This is a genomic window from Tropicimonas isoalkanivorans (assembly GCF_900112335.1).
Classification (GTDB): Bacteria; Pseudomonadota; Alphaproteobacteria; order Rhodobacterales; family Rhodobacteraceae; genus Tropicimonas; species Tropicimonas isoalkanivorans.
In genome coordinates this window covers 1-23,815 of the sequence record NZ_FOLG01000025.1, presented here as the reverse complement: position 1 = coordinate 23,815, position 23,815 = coordinate 1, and the positions used below count along the sequence as shown (strand labels likewise).

Below are 23,815 nucleotides of genomic sequence, written 5' to 3'. Positions count from 1 at the left end.
TGGAGAAGCGGGTCACGACGGTGGAGGGCAAGGTCCTGACCCCGTCCAACAGGAGGAGAAAAACATGATTTTCAAAGCCACTCGCGCCACCCTTGCGGCCGCGTTCGTCGGGGCGTCGGCCTTTGCGGCGGCCGCGCAAGGATTTTCGCCAGAGAATCCCGAATGCATCGCGCCCGCCAACCCCGGAGGCGGCTGGGACTTCACCTGCCGACAGGTCGGCAAAACGCTGCAGGACCTCGGCCTTATCGACAAGACCATGCAGGTCGTGAACCTCGCCGGTGGCGGTGGTGGCGTGGCCTATGCCGAGGTGGTCAACAAGCGGGGCGACGACAACGACCTGATCGTGGCTGCGTCCTCGGCGACCGCCACCCGGCTTGCCCAAGGTGCGTTCCCGGGCAATACGATGGACCAGGTTCGCTGGCTGGCGTCGGTGGGTGCAGACTACGGCGTGCTGGCGGTTGCCGCGGACAGCGACATCAAGGACCTTCCGCAACTGCTTGAAATGATCAAGACCGATCCCGGCTCGGTCTCCGTGGCTGGCGGCTCCGCCGTGGGCGGCTGGGACCACCTGAAGGTCCTGATCGCGGCCGACGCCTATGGCGTCGAAGACGTGCGCACGGTGAAATACATCGCTTTCGACGGCGGCGGGGAAGCGGTGACGCAGCTCCTGGCAGGCTCCGTCCAGGCATTCACCGGCGACATCTCCGAAGCGAAAGGCTTCGTCGACAGTGGCGACATTCGCGTGATCGCCGTCCTGGCACCGGAGCGGCTGGACGGCGAGTTCGCCGATTTCCCGACCGCCAAGGAGCAGGGCGTGGACGCCATCGGCGCCAACTGGCGCGGCTTCTACGCGCCGGGCGGCATGTCCGACGAGGCGTATAACGGCTGGGTCGAGAAGATCGGCGAGCTGTATGCCAGCGATGAGTGGACGCAAATCATGGAAGCGAACGGCCTGGCGCCGCTCGACCTGCAGGGCGAGGAGTTCCAGCAATTCGTCTCCGAGTCCGTCGCGCGGATTCAGCAGATCTCGAAAGACATCGGCATCATCAAGTAAGCGCCCCCGGGACGCATTTTAGATCGGAGGGGCGCCGCGCCGGCTTGCGTGCGGCGCCCCGTTGCCATCCATCCCCCTGCCGCCAAAGGAGATCCCCATGAGCGATCGGATTTTCGGCGTCTTCGGCATCCTCCTGGCCATCGGCTTTGCGTTTTCGGCGCTTGCGATCGAGGAGAGCTTCCTGTCGGACGCCGTTGGGCCAAAGGCCTTCCCCATCATCATCGCCGCCGTCCTCAGCCTGTCCAGCCTCGCCATCCTCTTGCGGCCCGATCCGGAGCCGCACTGGCCCGCGTTCGGCCGATTGGCCGAGGTGCTGGCCGCCATCGTGGTGCTGATCATCTATGCCGAAGCCCTGCCGGAAGTCGGCTTCGTCATCGCCACCGCTTTCGCCGCGACCTACCTGTCCTGGCGCCTCGGCTCTCCGGCGCTCGGAGCCATGCTGATCGGCGTCGGCACGTCGCTCGGCATCTACGTGATCTTCCACCTGGTACTGGGTCTGTCGCTCGCGCGCGGTCCGCTCGGCTTCTGAGGAGAGCACCATGGAAATTCTCTCGAACCTCGGAGACGGCTTCGCCGTCGCATTGACCTGGCAGAACATCCTGCTCGCGCTCCTGGGCTGTTTTCTCGGCACGATCATGGGCGCACTGCCCGGCCTTGGGCCGTCGAACGGTGTTGCCATCCTGATCCCTCTGGCCTTCACCATGGGTCTGGGGGCAACGCCCTCGCTGATTCTGCTGACGTCGGTTTATTACGGCGCCATGTACGGCGGGCGCATCTCGTCCATCCTGCTCAACATTCCCGGCGACGAGCCGGCGATGATGACCTGTCTCGACGGGCACCCGATGGCATTGAAGGGTCAGGCGGGGGAGGCGCTGTCGCTGTCGGGCGTCGCCTCCTTCGTCGGCGCGTTCCTCGCCACGTGGGGGCTGATCCTGCTCGCGCCGCAGCTCGTCAAGATCGCGCTGTTGTTCGGGCCGGCGGAGTATTTCGCCCTGTTCGCGCTGGCCTTCATGACGCTCGGCGGCGTGTCGTCGACCAACCAGGCCAAGTCCGCTTTCGCCGCGGCCCTCGGCCTCGGGCTCGCCATGATCGGCGTAGATACGCAGACCGGCGTTCCGCGCTTCACCTTTGGCGAGGTGCACCTGTACGACGGCCTTGACTTCCTTGTTGCCATCGTCGGGCTCTTCGCGCTGTCTGAGGTGTTCATTTTCCTTGAGGAACGCCACGGCGAGGCGACCGCGGAAAGCCGGCAACTCAAAATCGGTCGGCTGACGCCGCCGTTGTCGATGCTGAAAGCCTGCACGCCGACGATGTTGCGCACTTCCCTTCTCGGTTTTCTCGCCGGTGTGCTGCCGGGGGCAGGGGCCTCGCTCGGATCCTTCATCTCCTACTCGATGGAAAAGCGCCTGGTGGACAAGGACGGGACTTTCGGCACCGGGGACCCGCGCGGCGTCGCCGCCCCCGAGGCCGGAAACAACGCCGCCGCCGGCGGGGCGCTGGTGCCCATGCTGGCGCTCGGCGTGCCGGGCTCCGGCACCACGGCGGTGCTGCTGGCGGTTCTGCTGTCGCTCAATATCACGCCGGGGCCGCTTCTCTTCACCCAAAACCCGGATGTCGTGTGGGGCCTGATCGCGGCACTCTTCATTGCCAACTTCATGCTTCTGGCGATGAACATTCCGATGGTGGGCCTCTTCACCCGACTCCTCCTGGTGCCGCCGCGCATCCTGATGCCCATCGTTGCCATGGTCTCCTTCGTCGGTATCTACGGGATCTCCGGCTCCTCCTTCGATCTGCTTGTGATGATCGGGTTCGGCATCATGGGGTGGATCCTGCGCAAGCTGGACGTGCCTTTGGTGCCGATCATCCTCGGCACGCTCCTGGGCAACGCGATGGAGAACAACCTGCGCCGGGCCATCACCATCGACAACGGCAACTGGTGGACGCTGATCGACAGTCCCCTGTCGATCATACTGTGGCTGATCGCCATCGTCGGGTTCATCCTGCCGTTGGTGATCGGCGGCAAGGTGAAGGCGCAGATGCACGAGCGGCGGGACGAGGAAGGGGCGATCTCGGACTGAGGCTGCCTGCTGCTGCGACGGCTTTGGGGGCGGACGGGGGCTGTCTGCCCCCGCACCGTCCGGACGGGGTCCGGACGGCTCCCCCCGAGGGTATTTCCCGACACAAGAAGACCTGGCGTCTATGCCAGTGCCCGTTTGAGGGCCTGCTTGACGATCTTGCCGGCGTTCGGGTCGCCCTTGATCAGCGCGGTCATGTAGTTCTTCGCCTGATCATAGGTGATGTGCGGCGGCAGGGTAGGCACATTGGGATCGACCACGGCGTCGATCACCACCGGGCGGTCGGCAGAGAGCGCTTGCGCCCAGGCATCGGAGAGTGCCTCCGGGTCCTCAACGCGAATGCCCTTCAGGCCTATCAATTCGGCGTATTGGGCATAATTGAACGCCGGGACGTTCTGGGTTTCCTCGACCTTGGGGTATCCGCCCATGGCTCGCAGTTCCCATGTCACCTGGTTCAAATCGCCATTGTTCAGAACCGCGACGACCATGCGTGGGTCCTCCCAGCGCTGCCAGTACTTCGCCGCCGTGAGGAGAGCGCTGTTGCCCATCATCTGCATCGCCCCGTCGCCAGCGAAGGCGATGGCGACGCGGTCGGGGTAACAGAACTTGGCAGCCGTTGCGTAGGGAACCGCCGGGCACATCGTGGCGAGCCCGCCGGACAGCGAGGCCATCATGCCTTCGCGCAGCTTCAGAGCGCGGGCGAACCAGTTGGCCGAGGTGCCGGAATCCGCGGTGATGATGGCGTTGTCGGGGAGTTGCGGCGAGAGGTCCCAGAACAGCCGCTCCGGGTTGATCGGCTCGGCAGACTGGTGCGCACGTTTGTCGACCTCGTCCCACCATTCGGCGACGTTCGCCTCTATGGTCTCTCGCCAGGCACCCCGCGTCTTCGGCTTCAATAACGGCAGGAGGGCGCGGAGGGTCGCGGCGGCGTCGCCGGCGAGGTTGACCTCCATGGGGTAGCGCAGGGAGAGCATCCCCGGGTCAATGTCGATCTGCACGCCGCGCGCCGCGCCTTCCTTCGGCAGGAACTCCGCGTAGGGAAAGCCGGAGCCGATCATCAGGAGCGTGTCACAGTCGCGCATCATCTCCCAGGAGGGCCGGGTGCCGAGAAGCCCGATGGACCCGGTGACGTAGGGCAGGTGGTCTGGCAGGACGGCACGCCCGAGCAGAGCCTTGGCGACGCCCGCCCCCAGGGTTTCGGCGACCTGCGCCACCTCCGCTGTTGCACCAAGCGCGCCGGCACCAGCGAGAATCGCGACCTTCTCTCCTGCGTTCAGCACCTCTGCGGCCTGCTGCAACGCGGGTTCGGGCGCCACGCCGGGCAGGGCGGCATAGCCGAGACCGGAGTGCATCGTGCCGTGGGCGCGGGCGGGCTCCTCCGCATCCATCTCCTGCACATCCGCGGGCAGGACCAGGCAGGTCACCGCCCGCTTGCCCTTCGATATCCGCAAGGCGCGGTCCACGAGGTGGCGGAGTTGTTGGGGGTGCGTGCACATGTGCACGTAATCGCGCGCCACGTCCTTGAAGAGCGCCGGCAGGTCGACCTCCTGCAGGAAGTGCCCGCCGAGTGCCGTGCTGGGTTGCTGGCCAACGATGGCGAGGACGGGCTGATGGTCCGCCCGTGCATCGTAGAGCCCGTTGAGCAGATGGATCGCACCGGGGCCCGATGTCGCGAGGCATACGCCCACCTCTCCGGTGAACTTTGCATGGGCGCACGCCATGAAGGCGGCCTCCTCCTCGTGGCGGGCCTGCACGAATTCGAAATTGTCCATCACCTTGTCGAGCGCACCGAGGATGCCGTTGATCCCGTCCCCCGGGTATCCATAGATCCGGGTCACACCCCATTCGGACAGGCGGCGGAGCAAGTTGTCGGCGACGGTTTCGGTCATGGTGATGTCCTTCAATGCGGGTCGGCGGGGGAGCGGGTCCGAACGGGCCAATCGTTCCCCTGTCGGATTGGGGAGGTCGCTCCGATCGCCGACCGATACGGGTTCCGGTCTGTGCCGGGACCGACTTCGGTACGTTCGATGAAGGTCCAACGATTGCGGTCCGCTCAGGTTCCCGCCGGACATGAAGCCTTGGCGCTCCGGGCAATCACATTGATGTGGCCAACCCTTAGGAGAGGCCCGCCATAAGCATGCGGACGGCAGTGATCCCCAGAAAGACCGCGAAGGCGCGCTTGATCCATTTGCCGTCCAGCCGGTGGGCGAGCGCGGCGCCGACGGGGGCGAAGCTGACGGTGAAGGGCAGGATCAGGAGCGCCGCGGGAAGGCTGACATATCCCAGGGACAGGGGCGGGCGGTTCGGCGCTGCCATTCCGGAAATCACAAATCCGACCACGGCCGGAACGGCGATGAGAAACCCGAAGGCCGCTGCCGTGCCGACCGCCCGCTTGATCTCCACTGAACAGGCGCTGAGGATCGGCACGCCCAACGTTCCGCCGCCAATCCCCATGAGGGAACTGAAGGTGCCGACGACGTAGGAAACCATGGCGTTCAGTAGCTTGCCCTTCGGAAGTGAATTGCTCACGACGAGCGTCTTCGGGCTCGCCATGTTGAGAGCAACAAGGAGCGCGACGCCGCCGAATATCAGCTTCAGGCCATCGGCGTCGATGTATTTCGCCGCGAGGCCGCCGGTCAACGCTCCCAGGACGAGGCCGGGACCCCAGAGCCGGAGCAGTCCCACGTCGACCGAGCCGCGTTTGTGGTGAGCGCGGGCCGAGGATATGGAGGTGAAGACGATGGTCAGCAACGATGTCGCCACGGACATGTGCATCGCCAGTTCGCGAGGGAAATCCGTAAGCGACAAAATCCAGAACAGCGTTGGCACGATCACGATCCCGCCGCCGACGCCAAGCAGGCCGGCCATGATCCCGGCGAGGACTGCCGCTGCCGCAACGCCAGTCACCAGCATCAGGAGTTGGGCAATTGTGAATTCGACCATCGTATATGCGACCCGTGGCTATACCTTCGGTGATTGATAGACCAACGCGGCGGCATTCTGCAGGCGGGCGGTTGGTCGCTTGGCCGTTATACGACTTTCCAGATCGTGGGAAGCTGCCAGTCGCGTGGGGGCGGACGCTACCCGAAGCGCAGAAAAACCCGGAGCAGGTCTTGCCGGTTTATCATGCCGACCAACTGGCCATGACGCAGGACCGGGAAGGCGCGGTAGGGAAGTGCCATGAAGGCTTCAGCGGCGGAGACGACGTCCATCTCAGCATCAAGGCTTTTCACGTCGGCAGTGTAGTGCTCGGCGACGGTACCGCTCCATTGCTGGTAGTAGCTCGCGTTCAGGGCGGACCGGAAGCAGTCCTTTTGGGACATGATGCCGATCAGGCTACCGGCCGCGTCCACGACCGGGATCGCCGACCAGCCGCTTTCGGTGAAGATCCCGACAGCCTCCCGCGTTGGCGTGTCGAGCCGAAGAACCGGGAACTCGGTTAGCATGACAGTATCGATACGATCGTCAGCCATGGCTGTCTCCCTTGTTCCTCGTTTCACGCACCGAAATCGTCGTTGAAGATCGTTTCGCGCTCGACGCCGAGCCGTTCCAGCATCGTCAGCACGGCAGAGATCATGACGGGCGGGCCACAGAGATAGTATTCGCAGTCCTCGGGTGCCGGATGGTCCCGCATCCTGTCGGCGACGATCTGGTGAATGAAGCCCGTCTTTCCGGTCCAGCGGTCCCCCGGCGCGGGATCGGAAAGGGCGGGCGTCCAGTGGAAGGTCCCGTCTCGGCGGGCGAGAGCTTCGAATTCCTCGGTGTAGAACAGGTCGGCACGTGTGCGTGCGCCGTAGAAGTAGGACATCTTCCTCTGCGTCCCTTGCCCGATCTGCTCGTGGATCATGGCGCGCAAAGGCGCCATGCCGACGCCGCCTCCGATGAAGATCATCTCGCGGTGGGTTGGTTGAACGTGGAAGTCGCCATAGGGTCCCGCGACGCCGATGCTGTCGCCGGGTTGCAGCGAGAACAGATAGGACGACACCGCCCCCGGTGGAACCTCCCCCTCACGACCCGCCGGTGGCACCGCGAGGCGAATGTTGAATATGAGCCGTCCGGCGGCGACGTCCTCCGGGCGGCAGGCGATCGAATAGGCCCGCGTCACCGGCCGCGTTGACCTCGCGCTCAACGTATCCCATCCCGCGATTTTCCAGGCTTCGGAAAAGCTATCCGGCACCTCGATGTCCGTGAAGTCGAGTTCGTAGGGCGGCGCGGTGAGTTGCATGAACGCTCCGGCGCGGAACCGGAAGTCGTGATCCTTCGGCAGGGCCACCACCAATTCACGTATAAGCGGCGCCAGCATCCTGTTTGAGACGACGGGACAGACGAGCCGCTCTGCGTCGAGCGCGTCGCTGGGGACAGTCACCGAGACAGGGCCCCGCACCGTGACCTGGCAGGCGAGCCGAACCTGCTGACGCCGTTCCGCAGCCGACAGGACCCCACGTTCGGTTGCCTGCGGCTCTCCGGCCCCCTCTCCGGTCACCGTGACGCGGCAGAGCCCGCAGGTGCCGTTGCCGCCGCAGCCCGCCGGAATACCGATGCCCGCCCCGTGCAGCACGCTCAGCAGCCGGTCGCCGGGCCGTGCGCCCAGGACGCTGGTTTCGTTGACCGTCACCGCCACGCCTCCTTGCGGCACGAGGCGCCGGTGCGCCGCCAGAAGCCCCACCGTCAACAACAGAACAAGGAGGATCAAAACGACACTGCCGACCGCGATCTCCGTCATTGAGCCGCCATCTGCGCGAAGGAGGAAAACCCGAGGGACATCATCCCGGCGAGGAAGAAGGCAATGCCAAGCCCGCGCAGTCCGTCCGGCAGATCGGCATAGGCAAGACGGCTCCGGATCGCCGAGAGCGTCACCACCGCCAGCGCGAACCCCGCGCCGCTGCCGAAACCGAAGGCGACGGATTCCACGAAGCCATACTTCCGTTCCACCACGAAGAGGCTTCCGGCAAGGATCGCGCAATTGACGGTGAGCAACGGCAAAAAGACCCCGAAGGCTGCGTATGTGCGGGGGAAGTAGCGGTCGATGACCATTTCCGTCAATTGAACAGCCGCCGCGATGACACCGATGAAGGCGATGAGCGAGAGGTAGGAGAGGTCGATCTCCGGAAATCCAGCCCAGGCCAGCGCGCCGGGGGCGAGGACGGCGCTGTAGATGAGCTGGTTGAGCGGTACCGTGAAACCCATCGCGCCAATCACCGCGATGCCAAGGCCGACAGCGGTTTCCGGGCGTCTGGAGAGCGCGAGGAAGGTGCAGAGGCCCAAAAAGAGCGTCACCGGCATGTTCTCGACAAACATCGCGCGCAAAAAGAGGTTGAAGACGTCGCTCACCGGCGCACCTCCTCCGCATGGGGGGGCACGAACTCCTGTGCCTCGGCCTGGTCCGGACGGATTGAGCGGATTGCCCAAACCAGTCCGCCGAGCAGGAAGAATGCGCTCGGAGCGAGCAGCATCAGGCTGAACGGCGTGAACCATCCACCATGGTCGACGGTTTGCAGGACCTGCGCCCCCATAAGCTTGCCGGTCCCGAAGAGTTCGCGGACCGCCCCGATGACGATCAGGATCAACGAGTAGCCCAGCCCGTTGCCCAGAGCGTCGATCATCGAGGGTAGGGGCCGGTTGTTACGGGCAAAGGACTCGGTCCGCCCCAGCACGAGGCAATTGGTGGTGATCAGGCTCACGAAAACGGAAAGGCGGCGGCTGATATCGTAGAAATAGGCCTGCAAAACCTGGTCGATGACAATGACGAGAGAGGCCACGATCATGATCTGCACGATCAGACGAATAGTGTCCGGGATCATCCGGCGAATTGCGCTGACGATCCCGGCAGAGAGCACCAGAACGACCGTGAGCGAGACAGACATGGTCAATGCGGTATCGACGGCGGTGGTGACGGCAAGCGCAGAGCACAGACCGAGGATCTGGAGCGTGACGGGATTTTTCCGGATGAGCGGTTCGGTCAGGGTCACCCAGTATTTTCCGCCGGCGGCCATGGCTCAGAACTCCCCCTTACGGATGGCGGCGAGAAGCGGGCCGTAGCCATCCGGCCCCACCCAGAACCGCACGATGCGGGTCATGGCGTTGCTCGTGCGGGTGGCGCCCGTGATTCCGTCCACCTCAAAGGCGCCACTGGCGCGGCCCCGCGCGACGGTAAAACGGACCGCCCCGGCGTCGTCCGCAATGCGCTTGCCGGCAAAACTCGCTTGCCACGCAGGTTCCTCGATCCGCGCCCCAAGCCCCGGCGTCTCCTCCTGCGCCGTGACCGTCAGGCCGGCGATGGTGTTCATGTCGCCCTGAAGCGCGATCATGGCTTCGATCGGGCCGTTGTACCCGCTTCCGTAAATCGGAAGAATCGCGAGGGAGATATCCTCCCCGTCTCGCAGGAAGAACACCTGCATCAGGTTCGGCCGGCTGCCGATCATCGCCATGTCCTGCTCGGGGGATAGCGGTGTCCAATTTTCCGGCGCATCCAAAGCCGCGGGAAGGGTCTCCGGCGTGACGTCCGGGGCGGCGCGCGCGGCCTCCAGATCGACCACGACAGTGGAAAGCGCCCCGCCGCCCGCGCGTCCCATCACCTCCCGCATCCCGGGAATGGCTGAGATCAGCGCTTCCAGGCGCACTTGCTGCTCTGCGGCCCGGTTGGCCTGCTGGATGGGGCGAAGGATCACTGTCGCACTCGTCACCAGCAGCGCGCAGGTCGCAGAGACGATCAGGGCGGCGGCAATGGTCTTGCCCCGGCTGTCAATCGGTTGCGCCAAAAACCGCTTCCAGAGAGAGATCGGGGACAGGTCAGCCAAGGCGCCGTCTCCTCCGTGCGAGCCAGAGGGCGATGGCGGCCTCGTCCAGAAGTGGCGCCGCCAGAGAGGCGATCAGCGCCGCCGACACCACGATCTGAACCGGCGCCGCCTCAGTCCAGTGAGCAACGAACAGGGCGACCAGCGCGCCGAAGAGTGCGCCGTTCAGCCATCGCCCCAATTGGGTCGATGCGCTGGCGACCGGGTCACAGACGAGCAGAACCAGACCCACGGCAACGGCGGTCCACACGTCCGCCAGATCCAGTCCAAGCGCCATGCCTATGCCAAACGTTAGACCGGCCCCGGTGAGGATCCGGAGCGACAGGATCCCGATAAACACGCCGATCACTGCGACCGGAACAGCGGCCCATCCCACCGGCACGATCATGTCCGGCCATGGCGCGGCCGGAAAGCCGAAGCCGAGAAAGGCGAGCGTGACGGTCGCAGGGTTGAGCACGTTGCGCCCCCAGCCACCGAAGGCGAGTTCCGCGATGACCACGCCGAAGCTGGTGCCAAGCAGGGTCGGAACCACCCCGAGGTCTCCAGGCACCAGCATGGCCAGAGCGAGCGCGGTTATGGCCCCGGCGAAGGACGGGGGCTGCGCGCGGGCCAACATGAAGACGAGGTGCCAGATCCCGGCAACCAACAGGAAAAACAGCAGCCGTATCGCGCCCGCCCAGCCCGCGTGGGACAGCCATGTCGCAGCCAACGGTAGGAGCGCCACGAGGAACAGAATCGCCACGGTCTCCCTGTCCCACAGCCCGCGGATCATGCCGCCTCCTCCACCGCGATCCGATGCAGCAGGGCGGACAGGCAGGCGCGAAGGCTGGGGGCGGCGCCGGTGATGTAGTCGGCCAGTGCGAGATCCTCCTCGACGAAGGACAGCCCGCCGAGACGCCGGAACGTTTCGGTATCGCCAGACGTGAGCGCCCGCAGAAACGGCGCGGCGGGAAGATCGCCGCCGAGCGCTTGATCTAGGGCCGCGGTGGGGATGAGGGGCTTGGGCCGCGACGCGGTCTCGAGAGCCGATAGGAACCAGTGGGGCGCCCGGCGCTTTGGCTTGCCGCCCAGAACGGTCACCTGTCGGTCACGGTGCCGCAACCAGTGCGCCTCCCGCCCATCAAGGGCGGAGCCCGAAACGATCGTGTGCGGGCCGGGCGCGACGATTCCGTGGCAGAGCTCTCGCAGGTCCGCCCCCGGCTGGCACCGCACCTCGCGTGCCTGCCGCAGCGCCGGCCCCGCTATCGAAACCAGACGAGTTTCCGGGACCCGGCCGGTTTCAAGCAGCGAGCCGATTGCCGCGACATCCTCCGCATGGATGTCCCAGACCGGCGTGCCGACCTCCGCCGGACAGAGGCGGTGGATCTGTAATCCGGCCAGCCCCCAGGGATGCGTGGCTGCGACCGAGACGGGCCGCAGCCTGTCGGGCACAACGCCTTCCAGCACCGGCCTCCCGCCGTCCTGGCATAGGAACACTGGCCCTTCGGTCATTCGGAGCAGCGCGTGCAATCCACGCTCGAATGCCTCCGCCCGTCCGGAGATCGCCTCGCGGGGCGAGGGCGCGCGCGGGCGGGTATCCACCGCCATGACGAAGATCGCCGAGGGATGTTCCGTTGGCAATGGGACCTGCCCGAAAGGGCGGGCGCGGAAGAACCGCCAGAGGCCCGTGCCGAGCAGCAGGTCGCGCAGTGCGCCGGGATCGTCGCCCCGGTTTGCCAGGTGCGTGTCGACCTCGCGTCGCCCCGCCTCGGGCTCCAGGAAAAAGCGGATGGAGGATAGACGGTGGCCCGGCCCCAACTCGATGGAGGCCACGCGTCCGGGCATCGGTGCGGTGACCAACAACACGTGGTGCCTGCGTGATCGCAGAACGGGCGCCCCCTGTTCCACACTGTCGCCTTGGTCGACGAGGGGTTCGACGCGAAAGTCGTCCTCGGGCAGGGCCGTGATCGCGGCCTCTTCCGTAATCATCACATCCACGCCGTTCCGTTCGGGCGCCGCGGTGGGAACCGGGACGGTCAGGCCGCCGGAGAATACCTGAGTCAGCAAGAAGGTTTCTCCCATGGTCCTTCATGGACATCTATAATTGCTGAAAATCGCCCAAAATGATAACATAAACCTGATCCGGTTATCCCTAGACTTCAAGGATCGTCACAATGATCCGGCGCCCCGCACTCCCGTCTCTCATCACGCTCGCCATGGCCGCAATTCTTGCGACGAGTGCGAGTACAGGGGCAGGCCTCGCCCAGTCCGCTGGATCCGGGCCGGCCATCGGCGATCCGGAAAACGGGCAGCCCATATTTATCATGCCGCGCAGCGGGCCCTTCGCGCCGCAGACCATCGCCGTCCCGAATGCGCGCGTCATCGCGGCCTGGGCGCGCAGCGGGCATTCGGATTACACGGCGGAGGCCTTTCGCCATTGGGATGAGGACGGCGCAATCGACCCGGAATGCTCCGTTTGCCATTCGGGCATTGGCTTCCGCGCATTTCATGGCCTCGACGGTGGTGAAAAGGGCATCCCCAAGGAGCCGGTGCCCATCGGGGGCGTCGTCGATTGCGAGACCTGCCACAGCGCGGATCTTGGCAGCATCACCGAGGTCACGCTGCCGTCAGGCATCGTCCACCCGGTCACGGGGGTCGAGGTCGCCTGCATGACCTGTCATCAAGGCCGCCTCGCCGGCAGTGACGTCGCCACCAAGACCGCCGAGATGGCCGACGACGAGGTCAACACGGAGCTGCGGTTTATGAACCCGCACTACTACCTGGCCGGATCCATGACCCTTGGCGGTTACGGCGGTGTGGGGTTCCAGTATCCGGGCAAGACCTATTCCGGCCGGTTCTTGCATGCGAAGCCAGTGGCAACCTGCAACTCCTGCCACGATCCGCACAGCCTTGATCTGTCCGAGGCGACCTGCCTGACCTGCCATTTCGACGGAACGCCCGAGGATATCCGCATCGCCCGCGTCAGCTACGATGGCAGCGGCGACACGAACAAGGGCATCCATGACGACCTTGCCGCCAACAGCGACCAGTTGATGACGATGATCCTCGCCTATGCGGCCCAGGTCGCGGCCACGCCGATGGTGTACGATGGGGACCGTTATCCCTACTTCTTTGCCGACGCGAATGGCGACGGGGTGGCGGATGAGGCCGAAGGGCGCCGGGTCAACTACGGCGCCTGGACCCCGCGGCTCCTGAAGGCCGCGTTCAACTGGAAGGCGGTAACGGCCGATCCCGGCGCTTACGCCCACAACCCGCCGTACGCGCTGGAATTGATCTACGACTCGATTGAGGATCTGGCCGGCCCATTGGACGTGGACATGGAGGCGCTGGGCCTGTTCCGGTGAGCGGGTCGAACAGGGCGGTCGGAGACTTATAAAACAAAGTCCTCCGCAGGCGGCAGCGCCGTCATCCCGGCAAGCTGGAGTGAAAAGTCCGCGGACCCGTCGCCGTCCGTGTCTGCCATCACCCGGACGCCATCGGACTTTTGCACGACGCGCAGCTCTCGCGGCGCACCGGAGAAAGGGTCATCCCCGATAAAACGGAATGCCTGATCGCCCGGGCGGTTCGCATTGGCGTCGATGGCGGAGAGCACGATGGTGTCCGCGCCGCTCCGGAAGTCCGTGATTATGTCCCGTTGGGCGGTGGCTGGCGAGTCCTTGACAGACGTGAATACGAAGCGGTCCGCCCCTTTTCCGCCGGTCATGCCATCGGATCCTTTTCCCCCGACGAGCGTGTCCGCGCCGCCTCCGCCCTTGAGCGTATCGGCAGCGTTGGCCCCCTTGAGCAGGTCGCTTCCATCGCCGCCTACCAACAGGTCCTTGCCGCCACGGCCGAAGAGCTTGTCGTTGCCGCCGCCACCCCAGGACCGATCGAGCCCCCTGCCGCCGTCCAGCCGGTCGTCGCCCCCCTGACCCCACAAGCGGTCGTTTCCATCTCGGCCCAGCAGAGTGTCATTGCCGCGGCCGCCGTCGAACGCGTTGTCGAGGCCGTTGCCGGCGAGGGCATCGTTACCGTCACCGGCAGCGGCATTCTCGATCTCACTGCCCGTGGCTATGGTTGCCCAGAGGGCGCCACCGACCGATAGGCTGCGGGACGCAAGGTCGAGCACGACGTCATCGGAAACGGCCACGAGGTTCATCCAGTCGACGCCGCCATTGGTGTCGCTGATCGTTCCCCGGCCGCTTTCGGCTGTCCGGAGTTCCAGGAAATCGTCGGTAAAATGGTGGACGTCGTCGACACCCGCCGTGGCACCGAAGATATCCAGCGCAAAACCCTCGACCTGCCCCGTCAGGCCGTCGGAATTGAAATCCTCTACCCGGAGTGTCCAGTCTCCAGCGCTCGACATTCCCAGGAAAGCCGTCACCTCGAATGTCCATTCGAAGCCATCCTTCATAAGCGCGTCCCCGCTGTCGAAGGTGCCGAGCGTGTAGTATTCCTCTCCCTCCCGGGCAAGGATCGGGATCTCCGTGCCATCGGGCGCGACCAGGGTGAAGACCGTGTCGAGGGCGCGGGCATGGGTGGCGCTGATCGTGACGGCGATGCTCTCGATGGCGATGTCGTCGGTCACTTCGAGGCTGATCTCGGCCGCCGTGCCCGCGGTCTCGCCGGCCGGCGCGTCGTCCGGAACGGCCACTGCGGAGCCAGCATAGGCGACCGAAACATGCTGCTCGTTCGCGGACGTCTGCGGCGAGGCATAAAACTTGGACCACGCCTCCGCCATGCGAACGGCCGCCAGCGCGTCGACCATGCCGAAGCCGTAGTTGAAGTGGAAACTGACGCCGCCGCCGTTCCACATGCTCGCGCCATTGGAATCCCAGGTCGAAACCTCGCTGCCCTGTGCCGCGCCGCCATAGGCCGAGCCGGTCAGGGAGGCCGAGAGGGCGAGGATGTTCTGAACGTCGCGCCAACCGAGGGTTTCGTTGGCCTCCAGCATCAGCGCGACCACACCCGAAACGATTGGCGTGGCGGCCGAAGTGCCCGAAAAGCTGTCGAAGTAATTCCCGTCGTCCCGGTTCGTGTTCGCCCCATTCGCGCCCATGAGATCCGTGGTGACCGAGGCGGCGGGAGCAGCAACCAGGATCGACGTGCCCCAATTCGAAAACGGGTCGGCGTTGCCCTCGGAGTCGGTGGAGGCGACTGTGATCGTGAAACGGGAGGCGTTCAATGCGTAGCCATTGGCATTGCTGGCGTCGTTGCCTGCCGCCTGGACGATGACCGTGCCGAGACCGTCTCGGCCCGCGGCGGAGATCTTGGCATATTCGCCTTCCCACAGCGAGGCGCGGCTCGCGGGGTCTGCAAGGCTCCCCGGGGCGTCTGGATCGACCTCGCCACCATAGAAGGAGGGTCCGAAGGGAAATTTCAGCAGGTAGCCATAGCCCGCCCCTTCGCCCCAGCTGTTGTTCATGATGTCGAAGTTGGCAGCCCAGGCGAGGGCCTCCAATGTGAGGGCGTCGGCGCTCTCCTCGAACTGGATGTCGCCCACGAAATTGATGCCGGTCATGGTGACGTCGTACGCAACGCCCACGCCGCCAAGGCCGTTGTCCGCCTCCGCGCCGAGGAGCCCGGCAACCGCCGTTCCGTGAACGTTTTCCGTGGTCATCGGATCGTAGGTGTTGGATGTGGAATCCCTGAAGTGGAGGGTGGCGTCGTAGTTCGTCTTCAGATCATCGTGGGTGTATTCGAACCCGTCGTCGTAGACGCCGACCGTGACAGACGCACCGGTGTAGTCCGCCCACACGGTTTCGATGTCGCCAATCAGGTCGAGGTGCCATTGCAAGGAGCGGAGCGGATCGTTCGGCAGGGCCATATCGGGTCCTCGTGTTCAGAAGAAATCAGGGCAGCCGTGCGGCCGGGTCGGAATGGACAGGGCAGGACTTGCGCGACTGCGGAAATTTACGGGCGAGGGATGCTATGCGGCATGCAGGAGCAGCAGCCTTCAACGGGGCCGGAACAGGTCGTGACATCAATCGCCTCTCTGCCCCCGCCGTTAACGATTACAGCCGGATTCGGGCGATTGTTGGGCTTTCATTTCGGATTGGATCCGTCGGTCCGGGTGCCGGCCGCGGCGGTTCCGCTTCATAACGGCCGGGGCTGGCGGGGCCGCAGATGGAAATGTTGCGCGGACACATTCACCGAACGGCGTAGGTTCGCATGGTCTGTCTTCCCCTTTCGCGCCATTGCCCGACGCATACGGAAACCTTTTGACAAGGTGAAAGTCGCATCCAGCGTCTCTAGTCTGCTTCCATTGATTGATGAGGTAATTTCCGGGTGCGGCGATGAATATGCCAATGATTTCAGCCGAGGATCATGGCGCGGTGGGTCCTGACCGTCAGGGGCGCGTTCCGCATGTCGATACGATCAACGTCCTCGGCGTGAAAGTCTCTGCGCTCAATCTCGACACAGCGGCAACTTGCATCCAGGCCGCAGTGGACGAAGGTCGTCGAGGATATGTCTGCGTCGCGGGCGCCCACGGGATCGTGGAAAGCCAGAGCGATGCTGACCTTAGGGCGGTTTTCAACGGGGCTTTCCTCGTGACACCGGATGGAATGCCGCTGGTCTGGGAACTGCGCCGATCCGGTCATGAGACGGCGGGCCGTGTCTATGGGCCCGATCTGATGCTGGAGATGGTCGTGCGGGGTCAGAGCAGGGGGCTGCGCCATTACCTCTACGGTGCGACCGACGAGACTCTGGAGAAGCTGCGCGCCGGATTGCTGGAGCACGCGCCAGAGGCACAGATTGTTGGCAGCTACGCGCCGCCGTTCCGGCCACTCACGAATGAGGAGGAGGCCGACGTGGCCGCCCGCCTGAACGAAGCGCGGGCGGATATCGTCTGGGTCGGCATCAGTTGCCCCAAGCAGGAACGCTGGATGGCACAGATGCGCGATCGGCTGGAGGCGCCGGTCCTGGTCGGCGTCGGGGCGGCCTTCGACTTTCACGCGGGCAATACCGTGCAGGCCCCTGATTGGGTCCAGCAGGCTGGGCTGGAGTGGGCGTTCCGGCTCAAGACGGAGCCCCGCCGTCTTTGGAAGCGGTACCTGCGTATCGTGCCGACCTACCTGTTCCTGCTGGCGGCCGAGCGCATGGGATTGCGGCGGAGGCCACAGCCCGGCTACGAGGTCGGCTCTTGAACTCCGGCACGGGAGGTTTCGAGCGCTACGCCGCAGCGGGGGGCGGAGGCTTGAAAGTCCTGCTTTCGGCCTACGCCTGCGAGCCGGGGGGCGGTTCGGAAACGGGCAAAGGCTGGGAGTTCGCCGAAACACTGGCTCGGCGTGGCTGCGAGGTGACGGTCCTGACCTGCGGGTCACACCATCGCGAAAAGATCGAACGCCATTGCGCAACACACGACGTTCCGCCGAACCTCGACTTCGTCTGGCACGACGTGCCCGGATGGCCCGGACCGGGGTACGAGGGCGCACGTCACATCCGCCAGCACTACCTGGCCTGGCAGTTTACCGCACGGCGCACCGTCAAGAAGCTGCTCGCGAAACGGTCCTTCGATGTCATCCACCACCTGACGTGGACCGTGCTGCGATGGCCGTCGTTTCTTGGCGGGCTGGGCCCGCGGTTCGTATTCGGGCCGGTCGGCGGCGGTGAGGTCACGCCACCGCTGCTTCGGGAGAGTTTTCCCGAAGCCGGTCGCAAGAAGGAACGCCTGCGGGACATCATCAACCGCGTCAGCCGGTTGGACCCCATGGTGCGAAGCTGTCTGCGGAAGGCGGACGTGATCCTGTGCACGGACACCGCCACGGCCAACCATGTTCCCGGGAAATGGAGCGACAAGACCTTCGTCGTGGCTGACATCTTCGCGCCCGAACTCCAGCCGGCAGGGGCGCGCGAGGGAATGTCGACGGATGGGCCGGCGCTGCTGTTCGCCGGGCGGCTCGAATACTGGAAGGGCGCGCAACTCGCGCTCGGCGCATTGGCGGAGCTTCGCACGCGTATGCCGGGCGCACGGCTGACACTGGCCGGTTCTGGGCCGGACGAGGCGTTCCTGCACGATCAGGCGCGGCAGCTTGGCGTGGAGGATGCGGCCCATTTCCTGGGGCGCGTTCCGCATGAGGAAATGCTCAAGCTCTACACCTCGCACGATGTCTTTCTTTTCCCGAGCCTCCACGATTCCGGGCCGCATGCGATCGGCGAGGCTTTGGCCGCCAGCTTGCCGGTCGTTTGCCTCGATCTGGGCGGGCCGGGGATCGCGGTCGACGCGAGTTGTGGTGCGGTTGTCTCTACAGGGGGCCGCAGTGTTGCCGAGATTCATGCCGATCTGGCCGACGCGGTGGCTCGTATCGTGAGCGATCCGCAGAGACTGGCCGATCTGCGGGCCGGCGCGCTCGCCCGTGCGGCGCAGTTTTCCTATGCGGCACGCATTGACGAAATGGTACGATGCTTCTACCGGCCAGAGCCCGTCCGAGACCTTGGGCTTCTTGCCGGGGTGGAGGCGTAGGACTGATGTACAGTGTGTGGGCCGTCTGGGATGGGCGACGTTGAACATGACCGTTCTTGATCACCTGACTGCAAAAAAGGCACCGCCAACGATGTCGGTAGCTCCTTTCAAAACGGCGCGGGCCTCGGCGCCGCGCGTGAGCGTCATCATCAATAACTTCAACTACGGCACCCTGATCGGCGAGGCGATCGACAGCGCGCTTCGGCAAAGCGCACCGGATGTGGAGGTGATCGTGGTTGACGACGGCTCCACCGATGGCTCGATCGAGGTTATCGACGGGTACGGCAGCAAGATCCGGAGAATATACCAGCCGAACGGCGGTCAAGCGGCTGCGATCAATGCAGGTGTTCGGGCGAGCCGGGGCGAGATACTGTGCTTTCTCGATGCGGACGACTGGTGGGCGGAAGACAAGGTGGCGGCCGTGGTCGAGGCCTTCGCCGCAGATCCCGGTGCCGCGCTCGTCTACCATCGCCAACAACCTGTGCAATCCGATGGCACCTACATCATGAAGCCGCTGCCGACGACGCTCTGCTCGGGGGACCTGTCGCCAATGCTCAGGCGGTCGGCCGGGTTCTGGCCGTTCCCGTTAACGTCGGCTATCGCCCTGCGTCGGTCCGCATGGGACGCGGTGGGCGACATTCCCGAGACGTTTCGGATCAGCGCGGATGCCTGGCTCGTCGGGATCTATCCATTCATCGGCCGCGTGTCCGCGTTGCCGTCGGCGTTGGGCTTCTACCGGGTGCACGGGAACAACAACTGGACCCGGCTCGATCAGGATGCCGCGCACGTGCGAAAGTGCATGGCGCATTGGCGCAAGACCGTCGAGACGACGGACCAGTTTCTAGAGGCGCGCGGGATCGGCGCTTCCCTGCAACTGAAGGACCATTTCCCCTACCGGGTGTTTGAGGCCACGCTCAATGGGTGCGGGTTAACAGACCGCGTAACGCTTGCGTGGAAGGGAATGCTCTTCCAGGGGGAGCCAAACCTTCTGCGGCGGACCAGGAACGCCTTTCGCGCGGCCCTGACGCTTCCCTCGACGGGCATTGAGCGCAGTGCCTCGGAGCCTTCGAGATGACCCCGCCGCCGGTCGTCAGCGTCATAATTCCGCTTTACAACCGGGCGCACCTCGTGGGGAGCGCGATCGAAACCGCTCTTGCGCAGACGTTTCGAGCGATTGAGGTCATTGTCGTCGACGACGGATCTACCGACGATGTCGAGACCGCCCTTGCCCCCTTCGAGAGCGACGGCCGCGTTCGACTGGTGCGGAAGGAGAACGGCGGGGCGGCTTCTGCCCGGAACCGAGGGATCGAGGAGGCGCGGGGACGGTTCGTTGCGTTTCTGGACTCCGATGACGGCTGGCATCCTGAAAAGCTCGACGTGCAGGTCGCGGCGGCAACTGCCGAAGGCGCTCAGGACCGAGTTCTGGTCATGACTCAAACCGAGATTTTCTCGGATGACTACCGGCGCATCCGGCCCGAACGGGCGCTGGAACCGGGCGAACGCCCGGGGGAGTTCCTGTACGCGAGTGACGGCTTTGCGCAGTCCAGTTCGATGTTTCTCCAACGTGCATTCGCCCGCGAGATTGGCTTCAACGAGGAGTTGACACAGTACGAGGACCACTTGTTTTTTATCGCGGCTGTCGAGCGTGGCGAGCGGTTGGTACAGATCGAGCGCCCGCTGGTCACCCTACGGGACGACGGGCGCGCCGACCGGCTGAGCCGTCGGAAGAGCCTCGCAGCCGCACGCAGGTTCCGCGAAATTGCCGCGGATCTTTTGACAGAGCGCGCAGCGGTGGCATTCGACGCCACCGAGATTGCACCGGAACTATGGCGCGAAAGCCCCGCTGCCGCGCTGGCGCTGCAGGTCCGGGCCTACCGCCTCGGGGCCGTCGGCGCGTCGAAACTGGTTCGAAACGTCGCCCGGACGGTTCTTCCCGGTTCATTCCATGACTGGCTCCGCACCGCGCGCTACCGTCGCGGGGGAAGGCGGAATGACCGAGCTGAGACCGGCGAAGGGACCGCGTGACACCCTCGGATACAACATTATGACGGACTAACCGCTACAATGGGCTGGCCCCGTCAGGTCAATTCGTCAGCAGCGCCCGGGCAAGCTCGTTTTTCGCGACCTCGGCACCCAGCAGCCTTGAGCCATACGCGGTCGTGTGGGCGTCATCGTAGAAAATCAAACCCTCGCCCGCCTTGTAGATGCGGCAGCCGGTTTCGCCGCACAGCGGCCCTAACGGATCGACGAAGCGGTCGCCCACGACTTCGGATATCCGGAGGTTCACCTCGGTTGTCCGTTCTTGTGGGGCGAACTCTATGCCATCCAGCTCGGCATACTCTGCCCGCATGATTTCGGAGGCGTCGAAGTCGATACTCTTGGCACCGACGGCAACGAACTTGTCCCCGAACTCTTCGACCAGGCGCGCCCAGCTTTTCTCCATCAGTTCGGCTTCAAAATCGAACCAGAGCGACGCGACGAAGACCACATCTGCCTCGCTGATGAGAGACTGGACGGATTGGTCGAAATACGACGCAGAGGACCCGCATTGCCACGCTCGGAAGGCGTCCGGATGCAGGTCGATGATGCCCCGTTCGATGTAGAGGTTCCCGCACCCTACCTGAATGGTGACGGAGGAGAATTCGGAGGTGTCTCCCAGCGTCGCGATGAGCCCGTTCAACAGATCGCCGGAGGTGCTATCCCCGATCACCAGGATCTTCGTGCGATCCTGGCTTTGAAAATTCGCCATATTCAGGTCCCGCTTGGCTTTCCACGTGAGATCCTGAAACTCGGTAACGTCCATCATCTCGACAACGCGCGGGTCGAACCTGTTGAAGATGTTCCCTTTCGATTGGATTGCGCCCATGCTGATCGCCACGAACACGACGCTACCGGCGGCTGATGCAAGGAACACCCTGCGCCGGGTGGGGAACAGAGCGCCATGGCCCTTCTTGCGGAACGGTTGCTCGACCCACCGCCAGGTGAGGTAGGCAAGCACGAGTGAAAGCAGAGCCAACGTGGCCATGAGGATACGGCTCGGCTCCATGGACGTGTGAATCCGCGCGAAGGCGAACAAGGGCTGATGCCAGAGGTAGGCGCTGTAGGAAATCATCCCAACACCGACGAGCGGTCGGGATGCGAGGATACTGAATACCCAGGTCTGGCGATCCGCGAAGAGGATAATGAGCGCCGTCCCGACAACCGGGGCGAGCGTGTAGAAGCTGGGGAACGGCGTCGTGTAGCTGAAGTTGAAGATCGAAAAGAGAATGAGCGCCAAGCCGAGGCCACTGGCGAGGTTGCTCGATCTTTGCGGCCGCCCCGCCAGAATGAGCGCGGCGATCGAGCCGGCCAAAAGCTCCCACGCACGTGACGGGGCGAGGAAGAAATTCGCGTCCGGCTTGTTGCGCCATCCCCATTCGCAGATCAGGAAGCTGAGAAACGAGACCACTGCGAGTGACCAGAACACGCGGCTTCGTCCGAAGCGCCAGACGATCCAGAGAAAGATGGGGAATAGCAGGTAGTACTGCTCTTCGACGGCCAGGCTCCAGGTGTGGAGAAGCGGTTGCAGTTCGGACGCTTCGGCGAAATATCCGTGCTGTCTCCAGAAGAAGACGTTCGAGACAAAGAAGATCACGGATGTGACGCTCTCGAAGAACTTCTGAACCTGATACGGATTCATCAGCAGGATCGCGAACGGCACACAGACCAGCAGCACCGTGTAGAGCGCGGGCAGGATCCGCCGCGCCCTCCGTTCATAGAAACGCACAATCGAGAAGTTGCCCGCCTCGAGCTCACCGATCAGGATGCTCGTGATCAGATAGCCGCTGATGACGAAAAAGACGTCAACGCCGACGAAGCCGCCGCTGAAAACCTGAAAACCGGCATGAAACAAGATGACGGGAAGCACCGCGACTGCGCGCAGGCCGTCAACCTCTGGCCTGTATTTCATGCGTGGCCCCGCGGTTCACTGTTCATTCGCGCGTTCTGCAACATCGTTCGCTTCCGGCTCCGCTCACATTTTCCGAGCGATGACGAAGCTCATCGCCGTTCTTGCATCTTCTTCCGGCATGTTCCGGAACGCCGGGCGGAACTGCTCACGGTCGAGGCCGTCATTCCGGGTGAATTTGACCTCCTTCACGATCTCCATGCCGTATTTCCGCATCAGATCCAGGTGCCCGCTCCGCGAAACACGGTTGATCAGGTAGGGGCGTTTTCCGCGGACCAGAGACCACGTGGCGTCCCCGACGGCCCAATGGCCGTTCCATGCCTTCGTCAGGGTGTGGGATGAGAAGTCGATCAGGTGGGTCATGTGGCCTCCCGGCTTCAGCCAGGCCGCCATTGCCTTGTAGGTCTCGTTCAACCGATCGACGTGTTCCAGCACCGATTGCGACATCACCCAGTCGGCCGCCTCTCTGATGGTATCCATCTTCTGATCGTAGGGCGCCAGGAAGCGTAACTTGCCTTGGGTTTCATCCTCCAAGTCCTCGTGGATACGCTCGATGAAGTCGGGATCGAGGGTTCGGGTCAGATGTCCCTCGATGTTCGGCCAGACGGGCAGGGGCGGGATCGGGGGGAACAGGTGATTGCCCCACTCGTCGTGCGTGGAGAACGGTGCCTTCGTCTTCAGCATTTCCGCAAGCTGCTGAAGGATCGTCTGATCGCGGGTCACGTCCCGGTGCACCTGGAGATCGAGTGCGAAGTATTCCTCCACCCCCGTCAGGATCGCGGCAATCCCCACACCGAGCGAACTCCCCGGGCCCAATTCGAACATGACGGGCGGGGGGCCGGACGTCAGGAACGGCTGCAGATAGCCCAAATGGCGAAAATAGAGATTGTAGCAGTGCCGCGCAGTAATGCTGCCGGCTTGCTGATGGGTCGATCTCCAGCTCGGAAGCACCATGGAGCCGATGCCCTTCGCGAGTGGTTTTATGGCTACGTTCATCTCAATTACTCCGGATATGCTGTCGAGGCGCCATAGTCGACGCATCTCCATGGATTGATGTCAGTACCTGTAGTGGTCCGGCTTGAAGGGACCGTCGACGGTGACGCCGATGTAGTCGGCCTGTTCGGGGGAGAGTTCGGAGAGTCGGACGCCGATGCGGGCGAGGTGGAGGCGGGCGACTTTTTCGTCGAGGTGCTTGGGCAGGATGTAGACCTCGTTGCGGTAGTCGCCGCCGTTCCGCCACAGCTCCATCTGCGCCAGCACCTGGTTGGTAAAGGACGCCGACATCACGAAGCTGGGGTGGCCGGTGGCGTTGCCGAGGTTCAGCAGACGGCCCTCGCTGAGCAGGATCAGGCGGTTGCCGTTCGGCATCTCGATCATGTCCACCTGGTCCTTGATGTTGGTCCACTTCATGTTCTTCAGCGCGGCCACCTGGATCTCGTTGTCGAAGTGGCCGATGTTGCCGACGATGGCCATGTCCTTCATCGCCCGCATGTGCTCCAGGCG

At 64.3% G+C, this 23,815-nt stretch carries 21 protein-coding genes; 8 read left to right on the top strand and 13 right to left on the bottom strand.

Features of this window, described 5'->3' with window-relative positions; all coding sequences use genetic code 11:
- Positions 1-64 precede the first annotated feature (64 nt).
- The 3 genes from BM075_RS22845 (at position 65) to BM075_RS22835 (ending at position 3,132) form a co-directional block, all read left to right on the top strand.
- Complete coding sequence (locus BM075_RS22845) at positions 65-1,054, top strand: Bug family tripartite tricarboxylate transporter substrate binding protein (RefSeq protein ID WP_093362942.1); 990 nt, start codon at positions 65-67, stop codon at positions 1,052-1,054.
- 97 nt (positions 1,055-1,151) lie between these two features.
- Positions 1,152-1,583 (top strand): tripartite tricarboxylate transporter TctB family protein, encoded by a 432-nt coding sequence (locus tag BM075_RS22840; RefSeq protein ID WP_093362941.1) that lies wholly within the window; start codon positions 1,152-1,154, stop codon positions 1,581-1,583.
- A gap of 10 nt (positions 1,584-1,593) precedes the next feature.
- The gene (locus tag BM075_RS22835; RefSeq protein ID WP_093362940.1) at positions 1,594-3,132 is read left to right on the top strand and encodes a tripartite tricarboxylate transporter permease; all 1,539 of its coding nucleotides are present in this window, start codon (positions 1,594-1,596) and stop codon (positions 3,130-3,132) included.
- 119 nt (positions 3,133-3,251) lie between these two features.
- Here BM075_RS22835 and BM075_RS22830 read toward each other — a convergent pair whose 3' ends face one another.
- The 9 genes from BM075_RS22830 to BM075_RS22790 form a co-directional block, all read right to left on the bottom strand.
- A complete protein-coding gene (locus BM075_RS22830) occupies positions 3,252-5,018 on the bottom strand; it encodes a thiamine pyrophosphate-requiring protein (RefSeq protein WP_093362939.1) in 1,767 nt (588 codons plus the stop codon).
- A 226-nt stretch (positions 5,019-5,244) separates the two neighbouring features.
- Positions 5,245-6,072 carry a sulfite exporter TauE/SafE family protein gene (locus tag BM075_RS22825; RefSeq protein WP_093362938.1) on the bottom strand — a complete coding sequence of 276 codons (828 nt, stop codon included), beginning with the start codon at positions 6,070-6,072 and terminating at the stop codon, positions 5,245-5,247.
- A 137-nt stretch (positions 6,073-6,209) separates the two neighbouring features.
- Positions 6,210-6,602, bottom strand: coding sequence for a CBS domain-containing protein (locus BM075_RS22820; RefSeq protein ID WP_093362937.1), 393 nt, complete (start codon positions 6,600-6,602; stop codon positions 6,210-6,212).
- Positions 6,603-6,625: 23 nt separating this feature from the next.
- Positions 6,626-7,852 (bottom strand): NADH:ubiquinone reductase (Na(+)-transporting) subunit F, encoded by a 1,227-nt coding sequence (gene nqrF / locus BM075_RS22815; protein ID WP_093362936.1) that lies wholly within the window; start codon positions 7,850-7,852, stop codon positions 6,626-6,628.
- Positions 7,849-8,460, bottom strand: a complete 612-nt coding sequence (gene nqrE / locus BM075_RS22810) for an NADH:ubiquinone reductase (Na(+)-transporting) subunit E (protein WP_093362935.1) — start codon at positions 8,458-8,460, stop codon at positions 7,849-7,851. The genes nqrF and nqrE overlap by 4 nt, the downstream gene beginning before the upstream one ends.
- Complete coding sequence (locus BM075_RS22805) at positions 8,457-9,122, bottom strand: NADH:ubiquinone reductase (Na(+)-transporting) subunit D (RefSeq protein WP_093362934.1); 666 nt, start codon at positions 9,120-9,122, stop codon at positions 8,457-8,459. The genes nqrE and BM075_RS22805 overlap by 4 nt, the downstream gene beginning before the upstream one ends.
- A gap of 3 nt (positions 9,123-9,125) precedes the next feature.
- On the bottom strand, positions 9,126-9,926 hold the full coding sequence (locus BM075_RS22800; RefSeq protein ID WP_093362933.1) for an FMN-binding protein: 801 nt from the start codon (positions 9,924-9,926) through the stop codon (positions 9,126-9,128).
- On the bottom strand, positions 9,919-10,695 hold the full coding sequence (locus BM075_RS22795; RefSeq protein ID WP_093362932.1) for an RnfABCDGE type electron transport complex subunit D: 777 nt from the start codon (positions 10,693-10,695) through the stop codon (positions 9,919-9,921). The genes BM075_RS22800 and BM075_RS22795 overlap by 8 nt, the downstream gene beginning before the upstream one ends.
- Positions 10,692-11,969 carry a Na(+)-translocating NADH-quinone reductase subunit A gene (locus tag BM075_RS22790; RefSeq protein ID WP_245758957.1) on the bottom strand — a complete coding sequence of 426 codons (1,278 nt, stop codon included), beginning with the start codon at positions 11,967-11,969 and terminating at the stop codon, positions 10,692-10,694. Before BM075_RS22790 ends, BM075_RS22795 begins: the two co-directional genes overlap by 4 nt.
- 107 nt (positions 11,970-12,076) lie before the next feature.
- Here BM075_RS22790 and BM075_RS22785 point away from each other — a divergent pair, with 107 nt between their 5' ends.
- Positions 12,077-13,267 (top strand): cytochrome c3 family protein, encoded by a 1,191-nt coding sequence (locus BM075_RS22785; RefSeq protein WP_093362930.1) that lies wholly within the window; start codon positions 12,077-12,079, stop codon positions 13,265-13,267.
- A 26-nt stretch (positions 13,268-13,293) separates the two neighbouring features.
- On the opposite strand, the gene BM075_RS22780 is transcribed toward BM075_RS22785, so the two are convergent.
- Complete coding sequence (locus BM075_RS22780; protein WP_093362929.1) at positions 13,294-15,729, bottom strand: S8 family serine peptidase; 2,436 nt, start codon at positions 15,727-15,729, stop codon at positions 13,294-13,296.
- 475 nt (positions 15,730-16,204) lie between these two features.
- Here BM075_RS22780 and BM075_RS22775 point away from each other — a divergent pair, with 475 nt between their 5' ends.
- The 4 genes from BM075_RS22775 (at position 16,205) to BM075_RS22760 (ending at position 20,391) form a co-directional block, all read left to right on the top strand.
- Complete coding sequence (locus tag BM075_RS22775; protein WP_245758956.1) at positions 16,205-17,050, top strand: WecB/TagA/CpsF family glycosyltransferase; 846 nt, start codon at positions 16,205-16,207, stop codon at positions 17,048-17,050.
- Positions 17,051-17,100: 50 nt separating this feature from the next.
- On the top strand, positions 17,101-18,366 hold the full coding sequence (locus BM075_RS22770; protein ID WP_177208458.1) for a glycosyltransferase family 4 protein: 1,266 nt from the start codon (positions 17,101-17,103) through the stop codon (positions 18,364-18,366).
- A 136-nt stretch (positions 18,367-18,502) separates the two neighbouring features.
- Positions 18,503-19,441, top strand: a complete 939-nt coding sequence (locus BM075_RS22765; protein WP_218152898.1) for a glycosyltransferase — start codon at positions 18,503-18,505, stop codon at positions 19,439-19,441.
- Complete coding sequence (locus BM075_RS22760) at positions 19,438-20,391, top strand: glycosyltransferase family 2 protein (protein ID WP_093362926.1); 954 nt, start codon at positions 19,438-19,440, stop codon at positions 20,389-20,391. The genes BM075_RS22765 and BM075_RS22760 overlap by 4 nt, the downstream gene beginning before the upstream one ends.
- A gap of 58 nt (positions 20,392-20,449) precedes the next feature.
- On the opposite strand, the gene BM075_RS22755 is transcribed toward BM075_RS22760, so the two are convergent.
- From BM075_RS22755 to BM075_RS22745, 3 genes are all read right to left on the bottom strand, one after another.
- On the bottom strand, positions 20,450-22,315 hold the full coding sequence (locus tag BM075_RS22755) for an acyltransferase family protein (protein ID WP_093362925.1): 1,866 nt from the start codon (positions 22,313-22,315) through the stop codon (positions 20,450-20,452).
- Between the two features lie 63 nt (positions 22,316-22,378).
- Entirely contained in the window at positions 22,379-23,308 is a 930-nt protein-coding gene (locus BM075_RS22750; protein ID WP_093362924.1) for a methyltransferase domain-containing protein, read from the bottom strand.
- A gap of 60 nt (positions 23,309-23,368) precedes the next feature.
- Positions 23,369-23,815, bottom strand: a 447-nt coding sequence (locus tag BM075_RS22745) for an adenosylhomocysteinase (RefSeq protein ID WP_143089932.1), incomplete at its 5' end; no start/stop codon positions are given.